The sequence below is a fragment of the Pseudomonas sp. YA1 genome (genome assembly GCF_058680555.1).
The window spans coordinates 71023-83373 of sequence record NZ_JBZWBG010000010.1; the positions used below are offsets into that span (position 1 = coordinate 71023).

Consider the following 12351-nt stretch of genomic DNA (forward strand, 5'->3'; position numbering starts at 1 on the left):
GATTCCCCACGAGCATCCCGACTCCACTCGCCCGCCCCTTCGCCACCCGCCTGCGCACTCCGACCTCCGCATTCCGCCCGTATGCTGCGACAAAACGGCGCCTGCGGCTTTTCCGGCCCGCGGATGAACATCTTTCAACTTGAATGAAATTCATGGTCCAGCCACCCCCGGTCGGAAAGCCCCTGCCTTTGTTATGCTTTTCACCTTTCCGCCCACTGACGCCAGGTCCATCCATGTCCAGCCCGCTCACCGATCGCAGCGCCCGCCTGCAAGCCCTCCAGCACGCCCTCAGGGAACGTATCCTGATCCTCGATGGCGGCATGGGCACCATGATCCAGAGCTACAAGCTGGAAGAGGCCGACTACCGCGGCGAGCGCTTCGCCGACTGGCCGAGCGACGTGAAAGGCAACAACGACCTCTTGCTGCTGAGCCGCCCGGACGTGATCCAGGCCATCGAGAAGGCCTACCTCGACGCCGGCGCCGACATCCTCGAGACCAATACCTTCAACGCCACCCAGGTGTCCCAGGCCGACTACGGCATGCAGTCGCTGGCCTACGAACTCAACGTCGAAGGGGCGCGCCTGGCTCGCCAGGTGGCGGACGCGAAGACCGCCGAGACCCCGGACAAGCCGCGCTTCGTCGCCGGCGTGCTCGGCCCGACCAGCCGCACCTGCTCGATTTCCCCGGACGTGAACAACCCCGGCTACCGCAACGTCACCTTCGACGAGCTGGTGGAGAACTACGTCGAGGCGACCCGCGGCCTGATCGAGGGCGGCGCCGACCTGATCCTGATCGAGACCATCTTCGACACCCTCAATGCCAAGGCGGCGATATTCGCCGTCCAGGGCGTGTTCGAGGAACTCGGCGTGGAGCTGCCGATCATGATCTCCGGGACCATCACCGACGCCTCCGGCCGCACCCTGTCGGGCCAGACCACCGAGGCCTTCTGGAACTCGGTGCGGCATGCCCGGCCGATCTCGGTAGGCCTGAACTGCGCCCTCGGCGCCAAGGAATTGCGGCCGTACATCGAGGAACTGTCGACCAAGGCCGACACCCATGTCTCGGCCCACCCCAACGCCGGCCTGCCGAACGCCTTCGGCGAATACGACGAATCGCCGGCGGAAATGGCCGTGGTGGTCGAGGAATTCGCCGCCGCCGGCTTCCTCAATATCGTCGGCGGCTGCTGCGGCACCACCCCGGCGCACATCGAGGCGATCGCCAAGGCAGTGGCCAAGTACCCGCCGCGGGCCATCCCGGAGATTCCCCGGGCCTGCCGCCTGTCCGGTCTGGAGCCGTTCACCATCGACCGCAGCTCGCTGTTCGTCAACGTCGGCGAGCGCACCAACATCACCGGCTCGGCCAAGTTCGCCCGGCTGATCCGCGAGGAAAACTACGCGGAAGCTCTCGAGGTCGCCCAGCAGCAGGTGGAAGCCGGCGCCCAGGTGATCGACATCAACATGGACGAAGGCATGCTGGACTCGAAGGCGGCCATGGTCACCTTCCTCAACCTGATCGCCTCCGAGCCCGACATCTCGCGCGTGCCGATCATGATCGACTCCTCCAAGTGGGAGGTGATCGAGGCCGGCCTCAAGTGCATCCAGGGCAAGGGCATCGTCAACTCGATCTCGATGAAGGAAGGCGTCGAGGCCTTCAAGCACCACGCCCGCCTGTGCAAGCGCTACGGCGCCGCGGTGGTGGTGATGGCCTTCGACGAGGACGGCCAGGCCGACACCCAGGCGCGCAAGGAAGAAATCTGCAAGCGCTCCTACGACATCCTGGTCGACGAAGTCGGCTTCCCGCCGGAAGACATCATCTTCGACGCGAACATCTTCGCCATCGCCACCGGCATCGAGGAACACAACAACTACGCGGTCGATTTCATCAACGCCTGCGCCTACATCCGCGACCACCTGCCCTACGCCCTCAGCTCGGGCGGGGTGTCCAACGTGTCCTTCTCGTTCCGCGGCAACAACCCGGTACGCGAGGCGATCCACTCGGTGTTCCTCTACTACGCGATCCGCAACGGCCTGACCATGGGCATCGTCAACGCCGGCCAGCTGGAAATCTACGACGAGATTCCGAAAGCGCTGCGCGACCGGGTCGAGGACGTGGTGCTCAACCGCACGCCCGAGGCCACCGAGGCCCTGCTGGCGATCGCCGACGACTACAAGGGCGGCGGCGCGGTCAAGGAGGCAGAGGACGAGGAATGGCGCAGCTACAGCGTCGAGAAGCGCCTTGAGCATGCGCTGGTCAAGGGCATCACCACCTGGATCGTCGAGGACACCGAGGAATGCCGCCAGCAGTGCGCGCGCCCCATCGAGGTCATCGAAGGTCCGCTGATGTCCGGGATGAACGTGGTCGGCGACCTGTTCGGCGCCGGCAAGATGTTCCTCCCGCAGGTGGTCAAGTCCGCGCGAGTGATGAAGCAGGCGGTAGCCCACCTGATTCCCTTCATCGAGGCGGAGAAAGGCGACAAGCCGGAAGCCAAGGGCAAGATCCTGATGGCCACGGTGAAGGGCGACGTGCACGACATCGGCAAGAACATCGTCGGCGTGGTGCTCGGCTGCAACGGCTATGACGTGGTCGACCTCGGCGTGATGGTGCCGGCGGAGAAGATCCTGCAGACCGCCATCGCCGAGAAATGCGACATCATCGGCCTGTCCGGCCTGATCACGCCGTCACTGGACGAGATGGTCCACGTCGCCAAGGAAATGCAGCGGCAGAATTTCCAGTTGCCGCTGATGATCGGCGGCGCCACCACCTCGAAGGCGCATACCGCGGTGAAGATCGATCCGCAGTACAGCAACGACGCGGTGGTCTACGTCACCGACGCCTCGCGCGCGGTAGGCGTGGCCACCAGCCTGCTGTCCAAGGAGCTGAAGGCCGACTACGTGGCCCGCACCCGCGCCGACTACGCGGTGGTCCGCGAACGCACGGCCAACCGCAGCGCCCGCACCGAGCGGCTGAGCTACGAACAGGCGATCGCCAACAAGCCAGCGTTCGACTGGGCCGGCTACCAGGCGCCGACGCCTTCCTTCACCGGCGTCAGGGTGCTCGACGAGATCGACCTCGCGGTGCTCGCCGAGTACATCGACTGGACGCCGTTCTTCATTTCCTGGGACCTGGCCGGCAAGTACCCGCGCATCCTCACCGACGAGGTGGTCGGCGAGGCCGCCACCGCGTTGTTCAACGACGCCCAGGCGATGCTGAAGAAGCTGATCGACGAGAAGCTGATCAAGGCCCGCGCGGTGTTCGGCTTCTGGCCGGCCAACCAGGTCGAGCACGACGACCTGGAGGTCTACGACACCGACGGCGAGACCCTCGCCACCCTGCACCACCTGCGCCAGCAGACGATCAAGCCGGACGGCAAGCCGAACCTGTCGCTGGCCGATTTCGTCGCGCCGAAGGAAAGCGGCGTGCGCGACTACATCGGCGGCTTCATCACCACCGCCGGGATCGGCGCCGAGGAAGTGGCCAAGGCGTACGAAGCCAAGGGCGACGACTACAACAGCATCATGGTCAAGGCGCTCGCCGACCGCCTCGCCGAAGCCTGCGCCGAGTGGCTGCACGAGCGGGTGCGCAAGGAGTACTGGGGCTACGCCCGCGACGAGCACCTCGACAACGAGGCCTTGATCAAGGAGCAATACGTCGGCATCCGCCCGGCACCGGGCTACCCGGCCTGCCCCGACCATACCGAGAAAGGCACCCTGTTCGAACTGCTCGATCCGCAGGGCCTGTCCGGCGTCAGCCTGACCGAGCACTACGCGATGTTCCCGGCCGCGGCGGTCAGCGGTTGGTATTTCGCCCACCCGCAGGCGCAGTACTTCGCGGTCGGCAAGATCGACAAGGACCAGGTGGAACGCTACAGCCAGCGCAAGGGCCAGGAAGCCAGCGTCAGCGAGCGCTGGCTAGCGCCGAACCTTGGCTACGACGACTGACCAGGAAGGCGACGATGAAATTCCTCACTCCCGAGCAGATGGAAAAGCCGCGCAAGCGCCGCCTGCGCAAGAAACTGCGCCTGGGCGAGTTCCAGGAGTTCGGCTTCAGCTTCGAACTGACCTACGACCGCAGCGCCCTCTCCCACGACGATGCGCTGGACCATCTGATCGACTTCGTCGAGGCCCAGGGCTGGGTGTTCGGCGGTGGCGGCTCGCCGGAACAGGCAGAGATCAGCGGCTACCTGTGCCTGGCGCGGGTCGGCAGCCTGGACGAGGCGGACCGGGAAAGCGCCCGCCTGTGGCTGGAAGCCCAACCCTGGTGCAAGACCTTCGAGGTCGGCCCGTTGAGCGACTGCTGGCACAACTTCTTCGAGTGAAACCGGCGCCAGCAGGCGCGAAGCTGCGACCTACACCCGGATCAGGCGCGGTTCATGCCCCGTGTGGGCGAGAAAGGCCAGCAGGTCTGCGTAGCGAATGCACTCGGTGGCGGTATTCACCAACGGGTGGAAACCGAGCAACTGGTCCTGGCGAATGGCATCGTCGAGCAACACCTCGACCCTGTGCTGCGGATCGTTGACCAGCGCGAAAGGCGTCACGCAGCCCAGTTCGACGCCGAGGTATTCGCGCAGGCGCTCGACCGAGGCGAACGACAGGCGGCTTTCGCCGATCTGTTCGGCGATGCCCGGCAGGTCGGCCTCCTTGCGCTCGTCGAGCAGCACCAGGTAGTGGCGAGTACCCTTGCGGTTGCGCAGGAACAGGTTCTTGATGCCCTGGTCGGGCAATTCGATGCCCTGCGCGTAATATTCCTCGATGGAGGCGATGGCCGGATGCTCGACCCGCTGGCTGTCGATGGCCAGCTCGCGGAGCAACGCCAGAAGCGCCTGCTCGTCCATTTTCGCACTCATGGGACGCGCGCCCTCAGGTGAACTGCGAACCGGAACGGCGCACGAACTTGATCGACCACTTGAAGTTCGGCTTGCGCGTCACGCTGATCGGGCGCCGGGTCACGGTATCGATGGTGATGTTCCAGAACCCGGTGCTGGGCACCTTGATCTTCGCCGGGAAGCGGTCGAAGGCGCCGCCATGGTAGCTATGCCGCCCGCCATTCTTGAAACTGCGGAAATTGGCGTCGTTCATCAGGCGGATATTGCATTGCTGCGAGCACTCGATGACCACGATGTCGTCTTCGTTGAGGTGTTCGCGCTGGTGGACGAATTTCATGGAACGGTTCCGTTGCTGCGGTGGAGCGGAGCGCAACGATAGCACGTCGGCGCCGGCCATACCGCCTCATGACGGGCAATGATAGGATGCGCGCCCCATGCGTAGCCAAGACCTCCACCAGCGCCTCGCCGATCTCGGCGCCAAGCCCCTGCATTGCGGGAGGATCGTCCGCGCCTGGCTGCAGGGCCGCGCCCTCGATGCCTGCACCGCCCGCCAGCGGGCCGAGGACTTCCTGCCGCTGGGCGTACGCCACGGTCTGCCCCAGGTCGCCGCGGAACTGGAAGGCATCGCCCGCCTGCACAGCGAGCATCCGGCGAGCGACGGCTCGTCGCGCCTGCTGGTGGAACTGGCCGACCGGCAGATGGTGGAAAGCGTGCTGCTGCCGCGCGGTGGGCTGTGCGTCTCGACCCAGGTCGGCTGCGCGGTCGGCTGCGTGTTCTGCATGACCGGCCGCAGCGGCCTGCTGCGCCAGGTCGGCAGCCTGGAGATGGTCGCCCAGGTGGTCCTGGCGCGGCGTCGGCGAGCGGTGAAGAAAGTGGTGTTCATGGGCATGGGCGAGCCGGCGCACAACCTCGACAACGTCCTCGAAGCCATCGACCTGCTCGGCACCGATGGCGGCATCGGCCACAAGAACCTGGTGTTCTCCACCGTCGGCGATCCCCGCGTGTTCGAGCGCCTGCCCCGGCAACGGGTGAAGCCCGCCCTCGCCTTGTCCCTGCACAGCACCCGCGCCGAACTGCGCCGGCAACTGTTGCCCAAGGCGCCGCCGCTGAGCCCGGAAGAACTGGTGGAAGCCGGCGAGGCCTACGCCCGCCGGGTCGACTATCCGATCCAGTACCAATGGACCCTGCTCGAAGGGATCAACGACAGCCTGGAGGAAATGGACGGCATCCTGCGCCTGCTCAAAGGCCGCTTCGCGGTGATGAACCTGATCCCCTATAACAGCATGGACGGCGACGCCTACCGGCGCCCGAGCGGGGAGCGGATCGTCGAGCTGGTGCGCTACCTGCACAGCCGCGGCGTGCTGACCAAGGTGCGCAACTCGGCCGGCCAGGACATCGACGGCGGCTGCGGGCAACTGCGCGCCAGGGCCACGCAGGGCACGGCGGAACGGCGCATCCCCGCCCGCCAGGCCTGAAGCCACCCTCCTCCCGCCAAGGGTCTAGACTCTCAGGGCAGGTATGGAAAAGGGAGGACCACCGATGGGTATCGAGACGGAAGAACCGAACCAGAAGCCGCCGACCTTCTGGCAGATGCTGCACAGCGTGATGGCTGCCGCCTTCGGCGTACAGAGCGGGCGAAACCGCGCCCGCGACTTCAGCCACGGCAAGCCCGTGCACTTCATCATGCTGGGCCTGCTCTTCACCCTGGTGTTCGTGCTGTTGCTGGCCGGGATCGTGAAACTGGTGCTGAGCCTCAGCGGCCTGTGACCTCTGCGCCGCCGAGGCGGGCTTTCACTGGTGGCTGACCCAGAACACCGCGGTAGCCACCACCAGCAGGATCAGGACGAAGGCCGCGCGGGCGTCGACCACGCTGTCGCGGTTTTCCTGGGTTTTGCTCGGCTCGCTCATGACTCCCCCTGTTTCTTGTGGGTATCGGGACGAAGACATCGAAAGGCACTCTCCAGTTAAGACCAGCGCCGCCCATCGCTCAAGAAAGGCGCCGTTGCGAAGCGGTTATGCTTGCCTGGCGACTTAGTCTTTTTGGTTCTTACCATATACTCAAACATCACTTTTACGCATAAATATGAACTGGTATCGTGCGCCCACTCCGCGTGGAGCGCGTAGCCGTGCGCGCTGGTTAACGCAGTAAGCCGCATAGCCTGACAGCAGGAATATTCATGTACGTATACGACGAGTACGACCAACGGATCGTCGAGGACCGCGTCAAGCAGTTCCGCGACCAGACCCGCCGTTACCTGGCGGGTGAATTGACCGGTGAGGAGTTCCGCCCGCTGCGCCTGCAGAACGGTCTCTACATCCAGCGCTATGCCCCGATGCTGCGCATCGCCGTTCCCTATGGCCTGCTCTCCTCGCGCCAACTGCGCAAGCTGGCGCAGATCGCCCGCGACTACGACAAGGGCTACGCCCACATCAGCACCCGGCAGAACGTGCAGTTCAACTGGCCGGAGCTGGAAGACGTGCCGGAAATCCTCGCCGAACTGGCCACCGTGCAGATGCACGCGATCCAGACCAGCGGCAACTGCATCCGCAACACCACCACCGACCAGTTCGCCGGCGTCGCCCGCGACGAACTGGTGGACCCGCGCCCCTGGTGCGAGATCATCCGCCAATGGTCGACCTTCCACCCCGAGTTCGCCCACCTGCCGCGCAAGTTCAAGATCGCGGTGAACGGCGCGGTGAGCGACCGTGCCGCCATCGAGGTGCACGACATCGGCCTGGAGGCGGTGAAGAACGAGGCCGGCCAGCTCGGCTTCCGCGTCTCGGTCGGCGGCGGCCTGGGCCGGACCCCGATCGTCGGCAGCTTCATCAATGAATTCCTGCCCTGGCAGCACCTGCTCGGCTACCTGGATGCCATCCTGCGCGTCTACAACCGCTATGGCCGGCGCGACAACAAGTACAAGGCGCGGATCAAGATCCTGGTCAAGGCGCTGACCCCAGAAGTCTTCGCCGAGCGCGTCGAGGCCGAATGGGCCAACCTCAAGGACGGACCGAGCACCCTCACCGAGGCGGAAGTCCAGCGCGTCGCCGCGCATTTCGTCGATCCGGCCTACAAGGCCCTCGACGACCTCGATGAATCCCTCGCCCGGCTCGACGCGGAGCACCCCGGCTTCGCCCGCTGGCGCGCACGCAACACCTTCGCCCACAAGAAGCCCGGCTACGTCGCCGTGACGCTCTCGCTGAAGCCCACCGGCACCGCGCCGGGAGACGTCACCGACAAGCAACTGGACGCCATCGCCGATCTCGCCGACCGCTACAGCTTCGGCGAGGTGCGCAACAGCCATAACCAGAACATCATCCTCGCCGACGTCGAGCAGGGCGAACTCTTCGCCCTCTGGGGCGAACTCCGCGAACTGGGCTTCGCCACCCCCAACGTCGGCCTGCTGACCGACATCATCTGCTGCCCCGGCGGCGACTTCTGCTCCCTGGCCAACGCCAAGTCGATCCCGATCGCCGAGGCCATCCAGCGCCGCTTCGACAATCTCGACTATCTATTCGACATCGGCGACATCGACCTGAATATCTCCGGTTGCATGAACGCCTGCGGCCATCACCATGTCGGCCACATCGGCATCCTCGGGGTCGACAAGAAAGGCGCGGAGTTCTACCAGGTCTCCCTCGGCGGCAGCTCGGCGCGCGACGCCAGCCTCGGGCAGATCCTCGGCCCGTCCTTCGCCCAGGAGCAGATGGCCGACGTGATCGACAAGATCATCCAGGTCTACGTGGAACGCCGGACCGAGGAAGAACCCTTCATCGACACCTTCCGCCGTATCGGTATCGACCCGTTCAAGGAGCGCGTATATGCAGCGAATCATTAAGGACCGCCAGGTGGTCGACGACCGCTGGCACTTGCTGCCCAAGGACGCGACCCTGGAAAGCGTGCCCAACAGCGACGACGTGATCATCCCGCTGGCCCTGTGGCTCGAGCACGGCCCGGCCCTGCGCGGCCGCGACGGCGGCCTGGGGGTCTGGCTGGACGCGGACGAGGAGCCGGAAAGCATCGCCGGTGACCTCGACAGGTTCCAGGTGATCGCGGTGAACTTCCCCGCCTTTACCGATGGCCGCGGCTTCAGCAGCGCGCGCCTGCTGCGCGAGCGCTACGGCTACAAGGGCGAGATCCGCGCGATCGGCGACGTGCTGCGCGACCAGCTGTTCTTCATGCGCCGCTGCGGCTTCGACGCCTACGCCATCCGTGCCGACCGCAGCCCGGAAGACGCCCTGGCCAGCCTGGACGACTTCAGCGAGGTCTACCAGACCTCGGTGGAGCAGCCGCTGCCGCTGTTCCGCCGCCGCGGCTGAACCCGGCCCTGACGAAAAAGCCCCGCAGCCGCGGGGCTTTTTCGTTCCCGAGGTCACGGACGCCTCAGGCCGCGCGCACGCTGTCCCAGGCCACCTGCGCCAGCAGTTCGCGACAGTCGGCCAACGCCACCCGGGTTCGCCCGGCCAGCCACTGGCGGGCAAGGTCGTGGGCCGGGCCGATCACCACCGAAGCAAAGCAGTCGTCCGGCATCTCGCGGAACAGGCCCTCGGCCCGATATCCCGCCAGCGCCGCATGGATCCGCGCGAAGTGGGCCTGGTTGTCGGCCCGCAGGCGCTCGCCCAACTCCCCCGCCTCTACCCGCCCGCGGCTGTGCAGGATGAAGCGTGCCCAGTCAGGATTCGCCACGACCCAGTCGATATAGCTGGTGACCAGCAACCTGACCGTTTCCTCGGCGCTGCGCGCCCTGGCGAAGCCGGCTTCGAGCAACGCCGCGTACTGGCCGATCCCGGCCAGGTACAGTTCGCCATGGATGCGTTCCTTGTTGCCGAAATGGTGGTAGAGGCTACCGATGCTCGCTCCGGAACGGTCGCGGATCATCTCGATGGTGGTGGCGTCTACGCCATGCTCGCTGAAGCAGGCCAGGGCGGCCTGGAGAATCTCGTCTTTGCGGGAAGAACGGCCCATGTCGGTCCTTGTCGTTAATCGTCGAAACGCTGACTAGAATATTTTTCTAGAATAAATTTCTAACCTTCGTATACTGCCCCGGTGCGCACACATCTTCAATCCTGAAACGCCCGGAGTTTTCCATGAGTCAGATGATGCAGATGTACCAGCAGGTCGGCCCGGCCCAGTTCAGCGCCATGATCGGCCAGTTCGCACCCTATTTCGCCAGCATCGCCCCGCAGTTCGTCGAACTGCGTCCCGGCTATGCCGAAGTCACCTTCCCCAAGCGCCGCGAGGTGCTGAACCATATCGGCACGGTGCATGCCATCGCCCTGTGCAATGCCGCCGAACTGGCCGCCGGGACCATGACCGACGCCTCGATTCCCGCCGGCCATCGCTGGATTCCGCGCGGCATGACCGTCGAGTACCTGGCCAAGGCCACTGGCGACGTGCGCGCGGTGGCCGACGGCAGCCAGATCGACTGGCAAGCCACCGGCAACCTGGTGGTGCCGGTGGTCGCCTATGTCGACGACAAGCCGGTATTCCGCGCCGAGATCACCATGTACGTCAGCCAGGCCTGACCGCCAGGGCGCCCCGGCCGTGCTTTCGGCCGGCTGGAGGCGCCCTGGCGGCCAGCCCTATTCTCGAAGCCGCGAACAGACCACGGAGACCGGCATGAACCCTCCGCAACCACGCCTCATCGATAACGGCAACGGCCATCCGCTGGCCAGCCATTGGTACCGGCCTGCCGGGGAGCCGCGCGGCTATCTCCTGATCGTCCCGGCGATGGGCGTGGAACAGCGGTTCTACGCGCCCTTCGCCGCCTGGCTGGCAGAGCGCGGCTACCTGGCCATCACCTTCGACTACCTGGGCATGGGGCAATCGCGCAACGGCTCGCTGCGCGGTCTCGAGGTCGATGTGCTGGGTTGGGCCCGTCATGACTGCAGCGCCATGCTCGCCGCCGCGCTCGCCGAGAGCGGGAGCAAGCCCCTGTACTGGATCGGCCATAGCCTGGGCGGCCAGATCCTGCCCTTCGTCGAAGGGCGCGAGCGTATCGAGAGGGTCTTCAGCATCGCCAGCGGCAGTGGCTACTGGAAGGAAAACAGCCCGCGGTTGCGCAACAAGGTCTGGTTGTTCTGGTACCTCGTCGCGCCCCTGCTGACGCCGCTGCTCGGCTATTTTCCCGGGCGCCGCCTGGGCATGGTCGGCGACCTGCCGCGCGGGGTGATCGAACAATGGCGACGCTGGTGCCTGCATCCGCAGTACGCCCTCGCGGATGGCGAGGCTATCCGCCGCGCCTTCTCCGCCGTACGCACGCCCATCGTGTCGCTGTCGTTCACCGACGATGAAATGATGTCCCGACGCAGCATCGAGTCGCTGCTGGGCTTCTACCGCGAAGCGCCGAAAACCGCCTGGCGCATCGCTCCCGAGGAAATCGGCGCCCGCCACATCGGCCATTTCGGCTTCTTCCGGCCGCAGTTCGCCGAATCGCTATGGGCGGGCTACCTGTTGCCGGAGCTGGGCTCCGGCAACGCCCTCAGCCGAGGTTGACCAGCACCCGGCCGACCAGTTTGCCGGCGAGGATCTGGTTGATCGCCCCCGGCAGCTCTTCGAGGGCGATCTCGCGCGCCACCTCTTCGAGGTTGTCGAGCTTCCATTGCAGCGACAGCTTGTCCCACATGGACGCCTTGACCACCAGCGGCAGCTCCACCGAGTCCACCCCGAGCAGGTTGACCCCGCGCAGGATGAACGGCAGCACCGAGGCCTTGAAGCCGGCGCCGGCGGTCAGGCCGCAGCAGGCGACGCTGCCGCCGTACTGCAACGACTTGACCACGTTGAAGAGGATGTCGCCGCCGACGGTGTCCACCGCGCCGGCCCACTGTTCCTTGAGCAACGGCTTGTCGACGCCATCGGCCACGGTGGCGCGATCGAGGATCTGCTTGGCCCCCAGGCGGTTGAGGAACTCGGCCTGCTCCAGCTTGCCGGTGGCGGCCGCCACGGTGTAGCCGAGCTTGGCCAGCAGTTCCACGGCGATACTGCCGACCCCGCCGCTGGCGCCGGTGACCAGCACCGAGCCATGGTCGGGGCGCAGGCCGCTGCGCTCCAGCTTTTCGACGCAGAGCGCCGCGGTCAGGCCGGCGGTGCCGAGGATCATCGCCTCGCGCAGGCTCAGGCCTTGCGGGCGCTTGATCACCCAGGCCGCGGGCACGCGGATGTACTGGCCGAAACCGCCGGCGGTGTTCATGCCCAGGTCGTAGCCGGTGACGATCACCTCGTCGCCGGCCGCGAACTCGGCCACCGAGGACTCGGCGACCACACCGGCGGCATCGATGCCGGGGGTATGCGGGTACTTGCGGGTCACCCCGCGGTTGCCGCTGGCGGACAGCGCATCCTTGTAGTTCAGCGAGGAATACTGCACGCGGATCAGTACGTCGCCCGCCGGCAGGTCGCCGGTATCGCGCTCGACCACCTGCGTTTCGTAAACGCCGTGGGGCGCTTCCGTCACCCACAACGCCTTGAATACAGCCATTTCGACCTCCTCTCGTGAAAACCCTGAAGACAGCGTGTTCGTCCCTGTCGGCGCCGG

At 65.9% G+C, this 12351-nt stretch carries 12 protein-coding genes; 8 read left to right on the forward strand and 4 right to left on the reverse strand.

Annotated elements, in window-relative coordinates:
- Positions 1–233 precede the first annotated feature (233 nt).
- Complete coding sequence (gene metH, locus AC4OR5_RS15685; RefSeq protein WP_058160650.1) at positions 234–3938, forward strand: methionine synthase; 3705 nt, start codon at positions 234–236, stop codon at positions 3936–3938.
- Between the two features lie 14 nt (positions 3939–3952).
- Positions 3953–4315, forward strand: coding sequence for a YggL 50S ribosome-binding family protein (locus AC4OR5_RS15690; RefSeq protein ID WP_003108731.1), 363 nt, complete (start codon positions 3953–3955; stop codon positions 4313–4315).
- Between the two features lie 30 nt (positions 4316–4345).
- On the opposite strand, the gene AC4OR5_RS15695 is transcribed toward AC4OR5_RS15690, so the two are convergent.
- Together AC4OR5_RS15695 and AC4OR5_RS15700 are read right to left on the reverse strand one after the other, a co-directional pair.
- Complete coding sequence (locus tag AC4OR5_RS15695; RefSeq protein WP_003122823.1) at positions 4346–4843, reverse strand: prolyl-tRNA synthetase associated domain-containing protein; 498 nt, start codon at positions 4841–4843, stop codon at positions 4346–4348.
- A 13-nt stretch (positions 4844–4856) separates the two neighbouring features.
- Entirely contained in the window at positions 4857–5159 is a 303-nt protein-coding gene (locus tag AC4OR5_RS15700; RefSeq protein ID WP_003088019.1) for a DUF1883 domain-containing protein, read from the reverse strand.
- A 97-nt stretch (positions 5160–5256) separates the two neighbouring features.
- Here AC4OR5_RS15700 and AC4OR5_RS15705 point away from each other — a divergent pair, with 97 nt between their 5' ends.
- From AC4OR5_RS15705 to AC4OR5_RS15720, 4 genes are all read left to right on the forward strand, one after another.
- Complete coding sequence (locus AC4OR5_RS15705) at positions 5257–6297, forward strand: RNA methyltransferase (RefSeq protein WP_003088017.1); 1041 nt, start codon at positions 5257–5259, stop codon at positions 6295–6297.
- A 64-nt stretch (positions 6298–6361) separates the two neighbouring features.
- Entirely contained in the window at positions 6362–6589 is a 228-nt protein-coding gene (locus AC4OR5_RS15710; protein WP_003088007.1) for a DUF2970 domain-containing protein, read from the forward strand.
- 410 nt (positions 6590–6999) lie between these two features.
- A complete protein-coding gene (locus AC4OR5_RS15715) occupies positions 7000–8658 on the forward strand; it encodes a nitrite/sulfite reductase (protein WP_003088004.1) in 1659 nt (552 codons plus the stop codon).
- On the forward strand, positions 8642–9139 hold the full coding sequence (locus tag AC4OR5_RS15720) for a DUF934 domain-containing protein (protein WP_003088003.1): 498 nt from the start codon (positions 8642–8644) through the stop codon (positions 9137–9139). Before AC4OR5_RS15715 ends, AC4OR5_RS15720 begins: the two co-directional genes overlap by 17 nt.
- Positions 9140–9203: 64 nt before the next feature.
- Here AC4OR5_RS15720 and AC4OR5_RS15725 read toward each other — a convergent pair whose 3' ends face one another.
- Positions 9204–9785 (reverse strand): TetR/AcrR family transcriptional regulator, encoded by a 582-nt coding sequence (locus tag AC4OR5_RS15725; protein ID WP_003098179.1) that lies wholly within the window; start codon positions 9783–9785, stop codon positions 9204–9206.
- A 122-nt stretch (positions 9786–9907) separates the two neighbouring features.
- On the opposite strand from AC4OR5_RS15725, the gene AC4OR5_RS15730 reads away from it, so the two are divergent.
- Positions 9908–10345 (forward strand): hotdog fold domain-containing protein, encoded by a 438-nt coding sequence (locus AC4OR5_RS15730; RefSeq protein WP_003098177.1) that lies wholly within the window; start codon positions 9908–9910, stop codon positions 10343–10345.
- 94 nt (positions 10346–10439) lie between these two features.
- Entirely contained in the window at positions 10440–11315 is an 876-nt protein-coding gene (locus tag AC4OR5_RS15735; protein WP_003087999.1) for an alpha/beta hydrolase family protein, read from the forward strand.
- On the opposite strand, the gene AC4OR5_RS15740 is transcribed toward AC4OR5_RS15735, so the two are convergent.
- Entirely contained in the window at positions 11302–12294 is a 993-nt protein-coding gene (locus AC4OR5_RS15740) for a YhdH/YhfP family quinone oxidoreductase (protein ID WP_003087998.1), read from the reverse strand. The two genes, AC4OR5_RS15735 and AC4OR5_RS15740, sit on opposite strands and share 14 nt — an antisense overlap.
- Positions 12295–12351: the final 57 nt, after the last annotated feature.